At 73.8% G+C, this 16601-nt stretch carries 13 protein-coding genes; 4 read left to right on the top strand and 9 right to left on the bottom strand.

The window, feature by feature from the left end:
- Nucleotides 1-2 precede the first annotated feature (2 nt).
- Together ACZ4NT_RS00605 and ACZ4NT_RS00600 are read right to left on the bottom strand one after the other, a co-directional pair.
- The gene (locus ACZ4NT_RS00605) at nt 3-779 is read right to left on the bottom strand and encodes a hypothetical protein (protein WP_121403044.1); all 777 of its coding nucleotides are present in this window, start codon (nt 777-779) and stop codon (nt 3-5) included.
- A gap of 1 nt (nt 780) precedes the next feature.
- Entirely contained in the window at nt 781-1308 is a 528-nt protein-coding gene (locus ACZ4NT_RS00600) for a sigma-70 family RNA polymerase sigma factor (RefSeq protein ID WP_183116846.1), read from the bottom strand.
- A gap of 209 nt (nt 1309-1517) precedes the next feature.
- Between ACZ4NT_RS00600 and ACZ4NT_RS00595 the strand changes: the two genes are divergently transcribed.
- On the top strand, nt 1518-2546 hold the full coding sequence (locus tag ACZ4NT_RS00595; RefSeq protein WP_467722464.1) for an aspartate-semialdehyde dehydrogenase: 1029 nt from the start codon (nt 1518-1520) through the stop codon (nt 2544-2546).
- Between the two features lie 111 nt (nt 2547-2657).
- On the opposite strand, the gene ACZ4NT_RS00590 is transcribed toward ACZ4NT_RS00595, so the two are convergent.
- On the bottom strand, nt 2658-3152 hold the full coding sequence (locus ACZ4NT_RS00590) for a DUF1203 domain-containing protein (protein ID WP_467722462.1): 495 nt from the start codon (nt 3150-3152) through the stop codon (nt 2658-2660).
- A gap of 112 nt (nt 3153-3264) precedes the next feature.
- Between ACZ4NT_RS00590 and pepN the strand changes: the two genes are divergently transcribed.
- The gene (gene pepN / locus ACZ4NT_RS00585; RefSeq protein WP_121403040.1) at nt 3265-5841 is read left to right on the top strand and encodes an aminopeptidase N; all 2577 of its coding nucleotides are present in this window, start codon (nt 3265-3267) and stop codon (nt 5839-5841) included.
- Nucleotides 5842-5950: 109 nt separating this feature from the next.
- On the opposite strand, the gene ACZ4NT_RS00580 is transcribed toward pepN, so the two are convergent.
- From ACZ4NT_RS00580 to ACZ4NT_RS00560, 5 genes are all read right to left on the bottom strand, one after another.
- Nucleotides 5951-7435 carry an FG-GAP-like repeat-containing protein gene (locus ACZ4NT_RS00580; RefSeq protein WP_467722460.1) on the bottom strand — a complete coding sequence of 495 codons (1485 nt, stop codon included), beginning with the start codon at nt 7433-7435 and terminating at the stop codon, nt 5951-5953.
- A gap of 128 nt (nt 7436-7563) precedes the next feature.
- On the bottom strand, nt 7564-8985 hold the full coding sequence (locus ACZ4NT_RS00575; RefSeq protein ID WP_467722459.1) for an FG-GAP-like repeat-containing protein: 1422 nt from the start codon (nt 8983-8985) through the stop codon (nt 7564-7566).
- A gap of 695 nt (nt 8986-9680) precedes the next feature.
- On the bottom strand, nt 9681-10595 hold the full coding sequence (locus ACZ4NT_RS00570) for a LysR family transcriptional regulator (RefSeq protein WP_121403038.1): 915 nt from the start codon (nt 10593-10595) through the stop codon (nt 9681-9683).
- Between the two features lie 9 nt (nt 10596-10604).
- Nucleotides 10605-11582: a DMT family transporter gene (locus tag ACZ4NT_RS00565; protein WP_467722458.1), complete on the bottom strand. Its 978-nt coding sequence runs from the start codon at nt 11580-11582 to the stop codon at nt 10605-10607.
- Between the two features lie 120 nt (nt 11583-11702).
- Entirely contained in the window at nt 11703-12803 is a 1101-nt protein-coding gene (locus ACZ4NT_RS00560) for an EamA family transporter (RefSeq protein ID WP_467722457.1), read from the bottom strand.
- 139 nt (nt 12804-12942) lie between these two features.
- Between ACZ4NT_RS00560 and ACZ4NT_RS00555 the strand changes: the two genes are divergently transcribed.
- A complete protein-coding gene (locus ACZ4NT_RS00555) occupies nt 12943-13449 on the top strand; it encodes a MarR family winged helix-turn-helix transcriptional regulator (RefSeq protein ID WP_467722455.1) in 507 nt (168 codons plus the stop codon).
- A gap of 424 nt (nt 13450-13873) precedes the next feature.
- Here ACZ4NT_RS00555 and ACZ4NT_RS00550 read toward each other — a convergent pair whose 3' ends face one another.
- Nucleotides 13874-15457 carry an FAD-dependent monooxygenase gene (locus ACZ4NT_RS00550; protein ID WP_467722453.1) on the bottom strand — a complete coding sequence of 528 codons (1584 nt, stop codon included), beginning with the start codon at nt 15455-15457 and terminating at the stop codon, nt 13874-13876.
- Between the two features lie 271 nt (nt 15458-15728).
- Between ACZ4NT_RS00550 and ACZ4NT_RS00545 the strand changes: the two genes are divergently transcribed.
- The gene (locus ACZ4NT_RS00545) at nt 15729-16427 is read left to right on the top strand and encodes a TetR/AcrR family transcriptional regulator (protein ID WP_467722451.1); all 699 of its coding nucleotides are present in this window, start codon (nt 15729-15731) and stop codon (nt 16425-16427) included.
- Nucleotides 16428-16601 lie beyond the last annotated feature (174 nt).

Below are 16601 nucleotides of genomic sequence, written 5' to 3'. Positions count from 1 at the left end.
CCTCAGTCCCCGCCCTGCTCCGGACCCCGGCAGGTGAGTCCCTCGGCGCCGGGCAGCGCCTCCAGGATGCCCTTGCGCGCGTCGCCGACCCCCCAGCCGACCTCCCAGTCCTGCCGGCCCCGCGGGGACACCGGGACGCGGACGAGCGTGTGGACGCCGGGTTCGAGGTCCTCGCGCGCGGCGCCGTCCAGGGTGACGGTGATCGTCGGCCGGTCCCGCACCGACTCCTGCGGCCGGTAGTAGTGCTTCACCTTCAGCACCACCCGGACGTCCCCGTCCTCGCGCGGCGTGATGCTCACCACGGTTCCCTCCACGAGGACCCGCGAGCAGGCGATGTGCATCTCGGGCGAGTACGCCGAGGCGTCGCCTCCACCCTTGCTGTCGGCCTGCGCGCTGTCCGACTTGGCCGTGTCACCCGCGCCCGCCCCGCCCTGCACCACGAGCAGGCCCAAGCCGGCCACCAGGCCGACCGCGGCGGTCGCGGCCACAGCGCCCAGGGCCGTGGCCAACGGGCGGCGGGCGCGACCGCCGGGCGCCCGCCCCGGACGGCGGGTGCGCCGCGCGGACCTGCGCACCGGGGCCGGCTCCGCCCGCCCGGCAAGCGCCTCGCCGATCACCGCAAGCTGCTCCCTCAGCACCGCCACGTCCGCCACCGCGGCGCGGTGCTCCGCCACGAGACCCGGGTCGTCGCGTGCCTCCCCGGGCAGCGGCTCGTCCATGATCGCGGCCAGCAGCGCGTCCTCGGCCGCACCGGCCGGCTCGCCCTCGTACTCGGCCACGTCACACCACCTCGTCCTCGTGCAGACGGACGCGCAGTGCGCGCACCGCCGTGTGCAGCCTGCTCTTGACCGTGCCCTCCGGGATGCCGAGCTCCTCGGCTATCCCGCGCACCGGCAGATCGGCGTAGAAGCGCAGGACCAGGACCTGGCGCTGGGCGTCCGGCAGCTCGTCCAGGCCCCGGGCGACGGCGAGCGAGAGCACGCTGGACTCCTCCCCGGAGGGGTGCTCCGGCTGGCGCAGCGCCGCGAGGCGCTCCCCCAGGCGCTCCTGGCGGCGTTTGGCCCGGTGCCAGTCCATCGCCAGGTTGGAGGCGACGACGGCGGCCCAGGCGGACACGTCACGGGGCGCCTCGTCCCCCTTGGCGGCGCGCTCCAGCAACCGCAGCCGGACCTGCTGCACCCCGTCCGGCAGGTCCGCCTGCGGCACCCCGCCGAGCGCGAGCACCGCACGCACCCGGCGCTCCTGAGCCGCGTCCAGAGGGTCCTCCACCCCCTGGACGCGGCGGGTCTTCCTGCGCAGCACAGTCACCCCTCCCCTCGCCGCGTTTCCTCTACGACGCCGCGAGGGGCCGAAACGTTCGCCGGGCGGCGCGTCACCCGTGCGCCGGGCGAGGGGTACGTCACACGGGCCGTCCCATTCCTCGGGCAAAGGATTGGACACACGGGGCCTGGTGAGACGCATGATGGGTTCACTGGGACCTGTCGTCCGTACGCAGGAAAAGCACGCTAGGAGTCGCCGTGAAGGTAGGAATCGTCGGAGCCACCGGTCAGGTCGGCACGGTCATGCGCAGGATCCTCGTCGAGCGGGACTTCCCGGTCGAGACGCTGCGCCTGTTCGCCTCGGCACGGTCGGCGGGTTCGACGATCGACTTCAAGGGCACCGCCGTGACCGTGGAGGACGCCTCCACGGCCGACTACACCGGCCTGGACATCGTCCTCTTCTCGGCGGGCGGGACGACGTCGAAGGCGCTGGCGGAGAAGGTCGCCTCGCAGGGCGCCGTCGTGATCGACAACTCCTCGGCCTGGCGCAAGGACCCCGAGGTCCCGCTGGTCGTCTCCGAGGTGAACCCGCACGCGATCACCGACCGCCCCAAGGGCATCATCGCCAACCCGAACTGCACGACGATGGCCGCCATGCCGGTGCTGAAGCCGCTGCACGAGGAGGCCGGCCTGGCGGCGCTGGTCGTCGCGACCTACCAGGCGGTGTCCGGTTCGGGCCTCGCGGGCGTGGCGGAGCTGCACGGCCAGGCGCAGAAGGTCGTCGCCGACGCCGACAAGCTGACCCACGACGGCGCGGCCGTCGACTTCCCCGAGCCGCAGGTCTACAAGCGCCCCATCGCCTTCAACGTGCTCCCCCTCGCGGGCAGCATCGTCGACGACGGCCTGAACGAGACCGACGAGGAGCAGAAGCTCCGCAACGAGTCCCGCAAGATCCTCGAGATCCCCGGGCTGAAGGTCTCCGGCACCTGCGTGCGCGTGCCCGTCTTCTCCGGCCACTCCCTGCAGGTCAACGCCCGCTTCGCGCGTCCGCTGTCCGCGGAGCGCGCCACCGAGCTGCTCGCCGGCGCCCCGGGGGTCGTCCTCTCGGACATCCCGACGCCGCTGGAGGCCGCCGGCCAGGACGCGTCGTACGTCGGCCGCATCCGCGAGGACGAGACGGTCGACCACGGGCTCGCCCTCTTCGTCTCGGGCGACAACCTGCGCAAGGGCGCGGCACTCAACGCGATCCAGATCGCCGAGCTGGTCGCGGCCGAGCTGAAGGGCTGACGTCCGACCGGAGGGGTCCGGGGTCCTCGGCGAGGATCCCGGACCCCTCCGGCGTGCGGGGAGCGGCGTCCGCGGCGCCGCAGGCCGGGCGGATCGTCGCGCGGGACCGGCCTACGGCCGCCGTACCTCGTAGAGGAAGCAGCCGTACTCCACGGCCCGGACGTGGACCAGGGCGACCGCCGGGTCGGCGAAGGCCTCGGCGAGCGCCGCGTCGAGGGCCGCCCCGGCCTCCCGCGGCACCTCCAGCAGGCTCCCGCCCAGGATGTGCCCCTCGGCGGAGTACCGGCGCAGGACCCGCAGGGCACCGGGGCGGGCGAGCGGCCACCGCTCCCCGTCGGGGCCCGCGCACTCCTCCGCGTGGATGAAGACCGGCCCCTGTTCGTCGTACGCCCCGGGCCGGGCCCCCGTCCCGGCGGCCCAGCGCCGCAGCGGCGCGTACGAGACGAGGGCGATCCGCTCCCCCGGCGCGCTGCGGCGCAGGCAGCACCGCAGCGGCGCTCCGCCCTCCTCGTCGGTGAACGGCGCGAGGGGCCGCCCCGCGTCGTCCCGGTCACGGAGTTCCTTGAGGACCGTCGGCTCGACGGGTCGCGCGGTGTGGGTCGTCATGCCTCCAGACTCGCCCCCGCCCGGCCCTCCCACCGGCGGGAAACGGACATCGCGTTCGGCACAGTTCCCGTGGAAGGATGACGCAACCCACACATAACGAGGAGATGACCGCGTGCCTGGCACAAACCTGACCCGCGAAGAGGCACAGCAGCGGGCGAAGCTGCTCAGCGTTGACTCGTACGAGATCGATCTCGACCTCTCCGGCGCGCAGGATGGGGGCGGCACCTACCGGTCCGTGACCACGGTGCGCTTCGACTCCGCCGAGACCGGCGTGGAGTCCTTCATCGACCTGGTGGCCCCGGCCGTCCACGAGGTGATCCTCAACGGCGACCAGCTGGACCCCTCCGAGGTCTTCCGCGACTCGCGGATCGCGCTGCCCGGCCTGCTGGAGGGACGCAACGTCCTGCGGGTCGTGGCCGACTGCGAGTACACCAACACCGGTGAGGGACTGCACCGGTTCGTCGACCCCGTCGACCAGCAGGTCTACCTCTACACCCAGTTCGAGGTGCCGGACGCCCGCCGGGTCTTCGCCTCGTTCGAGCAGCCCGACCTCAAGGCCACTTTCCAGTTCACCGTGAAGGCACCGGCGGGCTGGACCGTCATCTCCAACTCCCCGACGCCCGAGCCCGTCGACGACGTCTGGACCTTCGAGCCGACGCCGCGGATCTCGTCGTACATCACCGCGCTCGTCGTCGGGCCGTACCACAGCGTCCACAGCGTGTACGAGAAGGACGGGCAGTCGGTGCCGCTCGGCATCTACTGCCGCCCCTCGCTCGCGGAGTTCCTCGACTCGGACGCCATCTTCGAGGTCACCCGGCAGGGCTTCGAGTGGTTCCAGGAGAAGTTCGACTACGCGTACCCGTTCAAGAAGTACGACCAGCTCTTCGTGCCGGAGTTCAACGCGGGCGCGATGGAGAACGCGGGCGCCGTCACCATCCGCGACCAGTACGTGTTCCGGTCCAAGGTGACCGACGCCGCGTACGAGGTGCGGGGCGAGACGATCCTGCACGAGCTGGCCCACATGTGGTTCGGCGACCTCGTGACCATGGAGTGGTGGAACGACCTGTGGCTGAACGAGTCGTTCGCCACCTACACGTCGATCGCCTGCCAGGCGTACCACCCCGACTCGCGCTGGCCGCACTCGTGGACGACGTTCGCCAACTCCATGAAGACGTGGGCGTACCGCCAGGACCAGCTGCCGTCCACGCACCCGATCATGGCCGAGATCCGCGACCTGGACGACGTCCTGGTCAACTTCGACGGCATCACCTACGCCAAGGGCGCCTCCGTCCTCAAGCAGCTCGTCGCGTACGTCGGCATGGACGAGTTCTTCCGCGGGGTGCAGGCCTACTTCAAGGCCCACGCGTTCGGGAACACCCGGCTGTCGGACCTGCTGGGCAAGCTGGAGGAGACCAGCGGCCGCGACCTGCAGACCTGGTCGAAGAAGTGGCTCCAGACGGCCGGCATCAACGTCCTGCGGCCGCAGATCGAGACCGACGCGGACGGTGTCGTCACCTCCTTCGCCATCCGTCAGGAGGCCCCCGCGCTGCCCGCCGGCGCCCAGGGCGAGCCGACGCTGCGTCCGCACCGCATCGCCATCGGCCTGTACGACCTCGACGAGGCGAGCGGCAAGCTGGTGCGCGGTGAGCGGATCGAGCTCGACGTCGACGGCGAACTGACCGCCGTACCGCAGCTCGTGGGCAAGCGCCGCCCCGCGGTGATCCTGCTCAACGACGACGACCTGTCGTACGCGAAGGTGCGTCTGGACGAGCAGTCGCTGGCGTTCGTGACCGAGCACCTCGGCGACTTCGAGTCGTCGCTGCCGCGCGCCCTGTGCTGGGCGTCGGCGTGGGACATGACCCGGGACGCCGAGCTCGCGACCCGCGACTACCTCTCCCTCGTCCTCGCCGGCGTCGGCAAGGAGTCCGACATCGGCGTGGTGCAGTCGCTGCACCGCCAGGTGAAGCTGGCGATCGAGCTGTACGCGGACCCGACGGCCCGCGAGACGCTGCTGGCCCGCTGGACGGAGGCGACCCTCGCCCACCTGCGCACCGCGCAGCCGGGCAGCGACCACCAGCTGGCCTGGGCGCGCGCCTTCGCGGCGACCGCCCGCACGCCGGAGCAGCTGGATCTCCTGGAGGCCCTGCTCGACGGCCGGGAGGCCATCGAGGGCCTGGCCGTGGACACCGAGCTGCGCTGGGCGTTCGTGGAGCGACTGGCCGCAGTCGGCCGCTTCGACGAGGCGGAGATCGCCGCGGAGTACGAGCGCGACCGGACGGCGGCCGGCGAGCGGCACGCGGCGACCGCCCGTGCGGCGCGGCCCACCGAGGAGGCGAAGGCGGAGGCCTGGGCCTCGGTCGTGGAGTCCGACAAGCTCCCGAACGCCGTGCAGGAAGCGGTGATCGGCGGCTTCGTGCAGACCGGCCAGCGGGAGCTGCTGGCCCCGTACACGGACCGGTTCTTCGCCGTGGTCAAGGACGTCTGGGACTCCCGCTCGCACGAGATGGCCCAGCAGATCGCGGTGGGCCTGTACCCGTCCGTGCAGGTGAGCGAGGACACCCTGGCCAAGACGGACGCGTGGCTGGCCTCCGCGGAGCCGAACGCGGCCCTGCGGCGGCTCGTCTCGGAGTCCCGTTCCGGCGTCGAGCGGGCCCTGAAGGCCCAGGCGGCGGACGCGGCGGCTTCGTGATCCCTCGTACGTGAGAGGGGGCGTCCGGCGAGTGCCGGGCGCCCCCTCTCGTTCCGCTCGTCCGCGGGGCGTCGCCGAGCGATCCGGCCCGCGCCGGGCCGCCGACGGCTCAGCCGAGTCCCAGTACCCGCCCGTACTCCAGCGCACCGGTCGGCAGGCCCAGGCTCCTCGGCGTCAGGGCCCGGGAGCCCGTCGCCGTGGGTCCCTGCGGGGTTCCGGGGAGCAGCCAGACGCCTCCCGAGGCCGCGTTCTCGCCGGGCGCGCCCGTCGCGAAATCCACGTGGCCGTCGGCGTCGTGGTCCTGGAGCACGACCGCGGCGCCGAACCGGTCACCCTGTTCCGCGGTGCCCGGGACGCCCGCCGTGCTCTGGCTGAAGGCGCGGCTGGTGGCCGTGCCGGAGGCCGACAGCAGGCCGGTGCCGGTGCCCTGCACGAGGAGCACCGAACCCGCCTCGGGACGCGCGCCGACCGCCTCGTACGGGTCGCCGACCGCCAGGTCCGCGTAGCCGTCTCCGTCGACGTCGGCGGCGGCGAGAGCGGTGCCCAGACGGTCCTCGGTCTCGGCGGTGCCGGCCACGCCCGGAGTGTCCTGGTGGAGGTCCTGGGTGCGGGTGCCGAAGCCGCCGGACGCCGATCCGTACGCGATGTGGACCAGCCCGCCGGTGAACGTCTCGGCCCTGCCCGTGGTGTAGTCCGCGCAGGCCGGTCTGTCGTCCTCGTAGTTCGGGTAGCAGGCGCCGAGCGCCAGGTCGTCGGTGCCGTCCCCGTCGAAGTCGCCCGCGGCGAGGGACACGGCGGAGGCCGTGGTGCTCCACCACGGCACCGGGGCGCCGTCCCGCCAGCGGTAGACCCGGGTGAAGCGGGTCTCCGTGGCGGAGACCGAGAGCGCCAGGTCGTCGTCGCCGTCCCCGTCGAAGTCACCGGTGGCGAGGCTGGGCTGGCGGCCGAAGTCCGCCCCGACGACCTCCCCGGTCAGGGTGTCCGGGGCGGCGGCGGTGAGCGGGCCCGGACGCAGGACCACGCCGCTGTGCTCCTCCCCGCTCCGGCCGAGGGCGAGGTCCGTACGGCCGTCGCCGGTGACGTCGCCGGCGGCGAGCACCGAGCCGATCCGGGAGAACGGGCCGTCGCCCCGCGCGACCGTGTAGCCGTCGGCGAACCCGGCGGCCGAGCCCCGCAGTACGGTGACGGTGCCGTGTTCGGCCTGCGGATCGGTGGACAGGGACTCGCTGGAGGCACCCACGACCAGGTCCGCGAAGCGGTCGCCGTCGGCGTCCGCGGCGGTGACCGCGGAGCCGAAGAGGTCGCCCGCCTCGGGGGTGCCCGGCACCCCGGCCGTCGCCTGGCTGATCCGCACGGACCCGTGCCGGCCCGCGCCGCCGGGGCCGCCCCACAGGACCTGCACGTATCCGGCCTTCGCCGTGCTTCCCACCTGCGCGGAGGGCACGCCCACCGCCAGGTCCGGGTAGCCGTCGCCGTTGAAGTCCCCCCGGGGTGCGGGGGTCGCGGCCGGGCCCGCGGCGGCGGCGAAGGGGATGGGCGGGACCAGCAGGGTCGCCGCGCAGATCGCCGTGGCGGAAAGGATCCTGTTGCGCATCGTTGTCCGGGCTCCGTCTTCTCTCGTGTACATCCGGCGGTGCTTCTCCGGGTGTCCGGTCTGGGCAGGGGTGCCGGGTCGGTGGTCCGGCGGGGGTGCCGGGTCGGTGGTCCGGCAGGGGTGCCGGGTCAGCGGCCGAAGGTGTCCGCGAACCTGCGTCCGTCGACGACCGGGTAGCCGAAGTCGGTCGCGTTGAAGGCGGTCGCGTAGCTGCTCGTCAGGCCGGTGGTCGTGCCGCGCAGGACCCAGGCCGCGCCGTCGTCGTACCCGTTCGGCAGGACGTCCTCGCCGAATGCCCCGACGGCCAGGTCCGCCCTGCCGTTGCCGTTGATGTCCCGCAGCCGCAGCGAGGAGCCGAAGTGGTCGCCCGCTTCGGCGGCACCCGGCACACCCGAGGTGGCCTGGTGGAAGGACTGGGCGCCACTCGTGGTGAGGCCCCCGGAACCGCCCTTCAGCAGGACGATGTCGCCGACGTTGCGGTGGCCGTCCACGTCCTCGTACGGGGCACCGACCGCGACGTCCGCGCGGCCGTCGCCGGTCGCGTCGCCCACCGCCACCGCCGCGCCGAAGTCGTCGAACGCCTCGTCGGTGCCGGGGACGCCCGCGCTCGCCTGGGTCCAGGTCCGGCCGGTGGCGGGGAGGCCGTCCGCCCTGCCGTACCGCACGGTGAACGAACCGCCTTGGCCCGCCGCCGTGTTGCCGGTGACCAGGTCGTCGTACCCGTCGCCGTTGATGTCTCCGCCCGCGACGGCGGACGCCCAGGTGGCGCCGCCCTCGGCGTACCCCTCGGCCAGCACCGAGTAGTCGGAGCCGATGTCCCCGGGGCCGCCGCGCAGGAGGCCGACGTAGCTGCCGACGGCGCCGTTGGCGCCGTTCTTCCGGCCGTGCAGCACGTAGTCGCTGCCGTCGGTGCCGGAGAAGTGACCGGCGACGACACCGTCCAGCTGCACGTCGTCGGGCAGGAAATCGACCTCCGGCGCCAGCGCGCCGTCCTGGGAGGGCTTCCCGTCGGCGTACCACCAGAAGCTGCCGCCGCCGACGACGACCAGGTTGCCGGTGCCGTCGCCGTCGAGGTCGGCGAAGGAGGTGCTCTCGCCGAAGAAGTCGGCGTCGGCGGTCGGGGCGGTGAGTGCCATGCCGCCGGACGTGAACGGCCTCGCCCCGCCCCACATGATGGTGACCGAGCCACGCGGCTTGCCCGCGACCTGCTCGAAGGGCGCGCCGACGATCAGGTCGGCGTAGCCGTCACCGTCGACGTCGCCGCTGGTGACGTTCTCACCGAACTTGTCCTCGGACTCCGAGGTCCCCGGGACGCCCGGGGAGTCCTGCGTGAGGGACACCGAACGCGCAGGGCTGACGCCGGACGCCGAGCCGAAGAGGACGGTGACCGTGCCGCCGCTCGCCTTGGGCGTGCCGATGGCCAGGTCGCGGTAGCCGTCGCCGTTGAAGTCGTCCGCGAGGGCGGACGGCGCCGCGGAGGCGGCCGGGGCGCCGAGCCCGGCGACGGCCAGGACGGCAGCCGTGGCAGCGGCCAGAGTACGTGCGCGCACAGTGATGCTCCCTGTCTGTGGAACCGATGCGGGTACCGGCTTCGGTGATCTACGACCCCTCGGGTGGACGAAGGGTTGTACGCACGGGAAGTCGGGGTGAACGGGTGCGGCGGGCCCGGCAGTCGGCCGGGCGGGACCAAAGGGTCGCCCCCCCGGGGGGCAGGCCGCGCGGGGCCACCGGGTCACCCTGGGGGGCAGGCGGCGCGGGGCCACCGGGTCACCCTGGGGGGGCAGGCGGCGCGGGGCCATCGGGTCGCCCTGGGGGCAGGCGGCGCGGGGCCGCCTCGCGTCGAGCACCCGGAGACCTCGGGGCGCCCCCGCCGGGGGGGGAGCCCCGCGGGCACGGCGGGACCCTCGGGGCGACCTCGCGGGGGGAGCGAGCCGCACGCCCGCGTCACGTCGGCGGCACGGAGACCCCGGGCCGGGCAGGACCCTCGAAATGACCCCACGGGGTCGATCCGCGCACCCCCGTCATCCCGGCGGCCCGGAGTCCGCGGGCCCGTCGGGACCACCGGGTCGCCCTGGGGGGAGGCCGCGCGAGGCCACCGAGTCGCCCTGGGGGCAGGCGGCGCGGGGCCACCTCGCGTCGAGCACCCGGAGACCTCGGGGCGACTCCGCCGGGGGGGGGCGAACCGGCCGTCGCGTCACGTCGGCGGCACGGAGACCCCGGGCCGGTCGGGACCGCGGGGACGGTCCTAGGCGTCGAGCCGCGCGGCCGCCTCGCGCAGGGCGTCGAGGACCCGGGCGACCGCGGGCGCCTCCTCCGCCCCGCGCCGCACCGCCGCGACCACGTGCCGGTGCGGACGGTCCGTGTCGAGGCGGCGCATCACGACGCCGTCCCGCCGCGCGGACGCCATCCTCGGTACGAGAGCGACCCCCATGCCCGCTTCCACCATGGCCAGGATCGCCGTCCAGCCGGCCGCCGAATGGCCCTGGTGGGGGCTAAACCCGGCGCTCTCGCAGGCGCCCCGCGTGATGTCCGACCAGGGGCCGCTCCCGCCGAAGATCCAGGACTCGGCGGCGCAGTCGGCCAGCCGCACGTGCCGGGCGCGGGCCAGCGCGTGGTCCCGCGGCAGCGCGAGGTCGAGCGGCTCGGCGAGCAGCGGCACCCGGCTGAAGCGGGGGTCCGCCGCCGTCGGGGCCTGCGCGGCCAGCGACAGGGCCAGGTCCACCGAGCCCGCGCCGAGCAGTTCGTATGCCTCCGCCGCCTCGGCCTCCCGCACCTGCACCGAGATCCCGGGACGCGCCGTCCGCAGCGCCCGCACGGCGGGGACGACCAGGGCGGGCACGGCGGTGGAAAAGGCACCGACCCGCACCTCACCGGCCTCCCCCTGCACGAAGGCGGCCAACTCGGCGTCCGCCCGCTCCAGTTGCTCGAACACCGCTTCCGCGTGCCGCAGGACCAGCTCGGCCGCGCCCGTCAGCCGCACCCGCCGCCCCTGCGCCTCCAGCAGCGTCACGCCGAGCTGCCGGGCGAGGTTGGTCAGTTGCTGCGACACGGCCGAGGGAGTCAGCAGGAGCGCCTCGGCCGTCGCGGTGACGGTGCCGCGCTCCCGCAGCGTCCGCAGGATCTGCAGCTTCTTGATGTCCCACCTGTCGTACTCGGCCATGGCGGCAACCTATCCACCGGCAGGTGTGCGCAGGCCGCCGGCGGGGCGCCCCCACGGAATCCGGACGGCCGTACCGAGCAGGACCCCGCCGAGGATCAGCGCCATGCAGACGACCTGGGTCCCGCTCACGGACTCGCCCAGGAGGACGTACGACAGCGCCGCCACGCACACCGGCTGGAGGTGGTAGACACCGCCCGCCCGAGCCGCTCCGACCAGGGAGACGGCCCTGTTCCAGCAGAAGAAGGCGAGCGCGGAGGAGAAGACACCGACGTACAGGAGCGGGCCGGCCGTGGCGGGCGCCGGGGCGAACCCGCCCTGGACCGTGACGCTCACCGCGTAGGCCGGGAGCAGCATCACCGTACCGAGGGTGAAGGTGGCCAACAGGAAGGCGGAGCCGCCGAGTTCTGCGGGGCGGCGACGCAACAGGGCGCTGTACGAAGCGAAGCTCGCCGCCGCCGCGATCATCCAGAGGTCCCCGGGCGCGAAGCCGGACGCTCCGGATCCGGCGCGGACCAGGAGCAGCACCCCGGCGCAGGCGATCCCCATCCCCGTCACCCGCCGCACCCCGAGACGGGTGCCGCCCAGCCGCTCCAGAACCGCCATCAGGACGGGCGCGGCGGCCATGATCATGCCCATGTTGCCGGCGAAGGTGGACAGACCCGCCTGGTTGACGAGGGTGTTGTAGACGGTGACGCCGAGCAGCGAGGCAAGGAGGAGGTACCGGACGTGGCGCCGCAGCACCGCGCGCTGCCGCCAGGCCCCGCGTACCGCGAAGGGGGCGACGGCCGCCAGCGCGACGACCCAGCGCCAGAACGCCTGTTGGACGGGTGGCACGCTGTCGTGCAGGGCCCGGGACGCCACGAAGCTGCCGGACCAGACGACCGTGGCGACGGCGGCGAGCGCGATACCGAGACCGGCGGCGCCCTTCTTCGTCGTCGCGATGGCCACGCGGTGCGTACGCGTCCGGTCCAGGACTGCCACGGACATCCCTTGCCTTTCAGTGGTGGGTCGGGGGACCCGATCACCGTTCCAGTGGCACAACCATCACGTCCATCGAATCTTTTCGACCATTCCTTTCAGCAGAACTGAAGGGTTGCCCGCCATGGGTCAGTGTCCGGCGACGGAGGCTGTCGGAGATGCGGTGCCGGAGGGAGGTGAGGCGGTGCCCATCGGCGGAAGGGTGGCCGCGTCGGTGGGGACGGGCGCGGCGGGCCCGGCGGCCCCGGAGGGGAGAGATGCGGCGGCACCGGTGGCGGGGAGAGGCGCGGCCGTGACGGCCGGTGGACCGGTGACGCCCCGCGCCGTACGCTGTCCCGCCACCGTCGCGGTGAACGCCAGCGCCATGCCGAGGAGTTGAAGCGGCGCCAGCGACTGCCCCAGGGCCGCCCAGCCGATGACGGCCGCGCTGAGCGGCGAGAGCGGGCCGAGGAAGGTGACCTGGGTGGCGGTCAGCCGGCCGATGCCGCGGAACCAGAGCCAGTACGCGACCGCCGTGTTCACCAGGGCCAGATACAGGTAGCCGCCGACCGCCCGGCCGTCGAGCGCGGGCGGCGCTCCTTCGATCAGCAGGGCGAGCGGCGCGATCAGCAACCCGCCGGCCGTGAGCTGCCAGGCGGTCAGCGCCAGCGGGCCGACACTGTGGGGCCGCCCCCACCGCTTGGTCAGCACCGTCCCGGTCGACATCGACGCCGTCGAGGCGAGCGCCGCGAGGACCCCCAGGAGGTCCAGCGCTCCGGCCGCCTGGAGCACCACCAGGCTGACTCCGAGCGCGGCGGCGATCCCGGTGAGGAGAGTGCGCACGGTCGGTTGCTCCCCCAGCAGCAGCACGGCGAGCCCGGCCACGAACAGCGGCCCGACCGAGCCGACCACCGCCGCCATCCCGCCCGGGAGCCGGTACGCGGAAAGGAAGAGGAGGGGGAAGAACGCGCCGATGTTCAGCGCCCCCAGGACCACCGCCTTCCCCCACCAGGCGCCGCGCGGCAGCACCCGGGCCAGCGCGAGCAGCACCAGCCCGGCGGGCAGGGCGCGCATCAGCCCGGTGAACAGGGGACGGTCGGCCGGCAGGAACTCGGTGGTGACGGCGTAGGTGCTGCCCCAGGAGACCGGCGCGAGGGCGGTCAGCAGGACGGTCAGGGAGCGTCGCCCGCTGGCGCCGCCGAGGGCGGAGCCGCACCCGGGGCTCGTGAGGTGTGATCTCGCGTCCGTCATGGCGGAGCCCTCCGTCGCTGGGCCGATGCCGGTACGGCACTCGGAGTAAGTAGGTCAGCAGTCATTAGCTTAGTACTAAGCTACTGAACGTCAAGCCACTTTCTTGCGACCGACCGATGGGCGGACCGATACTCGGCGCATGACCGGAAACCCACCGACCCAGGACGCCGTCGACGCCATCGTCGAGCAGTGGGCCGCCGTGCGTCCCGATCTCGACACCGCCGCGATGGAGGTCTTCGGGCGCATCTTCCGTCTCTCCCGGACGATGGGCGACCGCATGGAGAAGGCGTACACGCGGTTCGGGATCTCCCGGGGCGAGTTCGACGTCCTCGCCACACTGCGCCGCTCGGGGAAGCCGTACACCCTCTCGCCCCGTCAGCTCTCGGCCACCCTCATGCTCACCACCGGCGGGATGACCGGCCGCCTCGACAAGCTGGAGCGGGCGGGGCTGCTGCGCAGGTCGCCCGATCCGCACGACCGGCGCGGGCTGCAGGTCACGCTCACGGACGAGGGGTTCCGCCTCATCGACGAGGCGGTCGGCGCGGGCCTCGCCGTCCAGACCGAGGCGCTCGACGCCCTGAACCCGGAGCAGGCGGGTCAACTGGCCGATCTGCTGCGCAGGTTGCTGGCGGGCACGACCGCCTGACGGCCCGGGAACCGGACCGTCACGGAGGACCGGCCGGGCCTGCGCGGAGTGGGGCGGAGGACCGGCCGGGCCTGCGCAGAGTGAGGCGGCGGACCGGCGGGCCTGGGCAGAGTGGGGCGGCGGACCGGCCGGGCACGCCCAGCGCGCGGCGACCTCCGCACCCTCACCGCCGGGACGCCACGCCTCCGTACCGCCACCGAGGACGACCGCGCCCGGCCGATGCGGGCGGCCTCCGCCTCCGCACCCTCACCGCCGGGACGCCACACCTCCACACCGCCACCGAGGACGACCGCGCCCGGCCGATGCGGGCGACCTCCGCCTTCGTACCGTCACCGCCGGGACGCCACGCCTCCGTACCGTCCCGCATCCACCGCCGGGCACCGGCGCGACGTCCCGGCAGACCGGCGGACCGGCGGACCGGAGATCACCGCGGGGCTGCCGACGGTGCGCCGATCGCGCCGGCCTCGGTCAGCGCCCGCTCCACCGTCGCCCTGTCCACAGCCTCGTCGGCTCCCTCGGCCTCCGCTGCCCAGGCGACGTACCCGTCCGGCCGGACCAGCACCGTCGTACGCCGGCCGCTCGCCCAACGCTCCACCGCCACCCGCCCCTCGAACTCCCCCGCCTCGAACGGCTCCGGCGCGACCAGCACGAACCGCCCGCCCCGCAGCGCCTCGTAGAGACGGCCGCTCTCCAGAGCGACGTCCGGGGCCCGCCTGCCGACCAGCGGGTGGGAGCCGCGCGGCGCCGGATAGGCGTATCCGATGCCGGTGATCCGGCCGATCATCCGGTCCCGGGCGGGCCGGACACGGTCGAGGAAGGTGGTGAGCGCGGCGCGGAAGGCAAGCTCCCAGGGCCGCTTGGCCATCGCCAGCCGGACCATGCCGCCGCTGCTGCGCAGCACGGACGCACCGACCGGGTGCCGCTCGGCCTGGTAGGTGTCGAGCAGGGCGGCGTCGGCGCGCCCGTCCAGGACGGCGGCCAGCTTCCAGGCGAGGTTCGCCGCGTCCTGGAGACCGGTGTTCATGCCCTGTCCGCCGGCCGGCGTGTGCACGTGCGCGGCGTCCCCGGCGAGGAAGGCCCGTCCCACGCGGTAAGCGGGAGCCTGGCGTTCGTCACTGTGGAACCGGGACATCCAGCGTGCGTCGTGCATGCCGTAGTCCCGGCCGAGGGCGAGCCGGACGATGTCCTCGACCTCGTCGAGTTCGACCGGCGTGTGGTCGGGGACGTCGCGCCGGCGGTGCCAGCCGATCACCCGGTAGTAGCCGTCACCGAAGGGCGCGATGAAGGCGAAGGCGTCACCGACGGCGTCGGTGGTCAGCAACTGCTCCGGCGGCTCGGCCAGTCGTACATCCGCGAGGACCACGGAACGGATGACCGACCTGCCCGGGAAGGGCAGCCCGATCGCCTTGCGCACCGCGCTGTGCAGGCCGTCCGCGCCGACCACGTAACCGGCCCGCATCACGTCCAACTCGCCCTCGGGATGGCGGACTTCGAGCGTCACGCCGTCCGCGTCCTGGCTCAGTCCGGTCACCTCCGTCTCGTGGACGAAACGCACCCCCGCCTCGACGGCCCGCCGCTCCAGCACCCTCTCCACCTCGTACTGCGGCAGCACGAGCAGGTGGTTGAAACGGGAGGGCAGTGTGTCCAGCGGAACGGTCAGCCGGCCGAAGAGGCGGATGCGGTCGAGCGTCTCCCCCTTGGCCTCCAACTCGTCGGCGAGACCGCGGGCGTCGAGCTGCTCCAGCGTGCGGGCGTGCAGGACGAAGGCGCGGGAGAGGTTGCTGATCCCGCCCGGGCGCTTCTCGACGAGGGTGACCGGAATGCCGGCCGCGGCGAGGTCGCCGGCCAGCAGGAGGCCGGTGGGGCCCGATCCGACGACGATCACGTCTCGGGGTGCGTGGGGCGCTCGGGGCGCTCGGGGCACTTGAGTTTTTTGAGGTGCGTGAGGCGCGTGAGGCGCTTGAGGTGTGCGGGACGATTGGTTGCGCCTGCGGGCCTTGCCGTTCATCGCGACCTCCCTGATGCCAACGCTTGCTGGCCTACGAGTGCTGGCCCTACAGGTGTTGGCCTACGAGTGGTGACCTACCGAGGTTGACCCACGCACGATGGCCAACGCCCGATGACCGCGCCGGGCGCCTGACGCCGAACGCCCCGCAACACCCGTAAGCCAACGCCCGCTGGCCAACACCTGTAGGCCAACACCTGTGGGCCAACGCTCGTTTGCCACCATAGGAGCGGCCCACTGGACTGTCAACACACGTTGGCCTACGTTTGTTGGCATGACCGACCACGGCCCCGCGGCCCCGCCCCCGCCGACACCCCCCGCCTCTCCGTCGACGAGCGCCCCCTCGGCGCCGACCGCGCCCCCGGCACCCCCCACCCCGTCCGCCTCTTCCGCCCCGTCCACCCCGTCCGCCCGCCGCTCCGACGCCACGCGCACCGCGATCCTCTCGGCGGCTCGCGAGCGGTTCGCGGCGGACGGGTACGAGCGCGCCACGATCCGCGCGATCGCCAAGGACGCCCGGATCGATCCGTCCATGGTCATGCGGTACTACGGCTCGAAGGAGGGGTTGTTCGTCGCGGTGCTCGACGTCGATCTGCGGCTGCCCGACCCCGCTGAGCTCCGGCCGGAGGATGTGGGGCGGTTCCTGGTGAGCCACTTCCTCGACCTCTGGGAGGAGAACGAGGCGCTCACCGCGATGCTCCGGGTCGGCGTGACCAACCAGGCGGGCGCGGAGCGGATCCAGGCGGTCTTCCGGGAGCAGTTGCTGCCGGTGGCGCGGCGGGTGTGCCCGGACCCCGAGCAGGCGGGGGCGCGGGCCGCGCTCAGCGCCTCACAGGTGCTCGGGATGGCGCTCACGCGCTACGTGCTGCGGCTGCCCCCGGCGGTCGCACTGCACCGCGAGGAGGTCGTGGCGTGGCTGGCGCCGACGCTCCAGCGCTACCTCACGGCCCCGCATCCGGGGAGCCGGCCGTGACGAAGGTGAGCCGGGACGACGTGGACACACCCTGAGCGCACCGCCCGCGGGCAGACCGGCACTCCGCGAGGGCGAGCGCGCCCGCGTCCAGCGCGCCGGAAAACGCGTCGAGGGAGTCCGCACACCACGTGGGTGCGGACTCCCTCGACGAGGAAGAGTGCGGAAGCGGACGGC

It is taken from the genome of Streptomyces sp. NPDC026417 (assembly GCF_055567695.1).
Note: the sequence above shows the minus strand (reverse complement) of the source record. Positions and strands in the feature narration are given on the sequence as shown.

Excerpts from the sequence above, each read along its gene's own strand:
- ACZ4NT_RS00590 (WP_467722462.1), bottom strand. The coding sequence starts at position 3,152 with ATGACGACCCACACCGCGCGACCCGTCGAGCCGACGGTCCTCAAGGAA.
- ACZ4NT_RS00580 (WP_467722460.1), bottom strand. The coding sequence starts at position 7,435 with ATGCGCAACAGGATCCTTTCCGCCACGGCGATCTGCGCGGCGACCCTG.
- ACZ4NT_RS00570 (WP_121403038.1), bottom strand. The coding sequence starts at position 10,595 with ATGGCCGAGTACGACAGGTGGGACATCAAGAAGCTGCAGATCCTGCGG.
- ACZ4NT_RS00565 (WP_467722458.1), bottom strand. The coding sequence starts at position 11,582 with ATGTCCGTGGCAGTCCTGGACCGGACGCGTACGCACCGCGTGGCCATC.
- ACZ4NT_RS00560 (WP_467722457.1), bottom strand. The coding sequence starts at position 12,803 with ATGACGGACGCGAGATCACACCTCACGAGCCCCGGGTGCGGCTCCGCC.
- ACZ4NT_RS00555 (WP_467722455.1), top strand. The coding sequence starts at position 12,943 with ATGACCGGAAACCCACCGACCCAGGACGCCGTCGACGCCATCGTCGAG.
- ACZ4NT_RS00550 (WP_467722453.1), bottom strand. The coding sequence starts at position 15,457 with ATGAACGGCAAGGCCCGCAGGCGCAACCAATCGTCCCGCACACCTCAA.
- ACZ4NT_RS00545 (WP_467722451.1), top strand. The coding sequence starts at position 15,729 with ATGACCGACCACGGCCCCGCGGCCCCGCCCCCGCCGACACCCCCCGCC.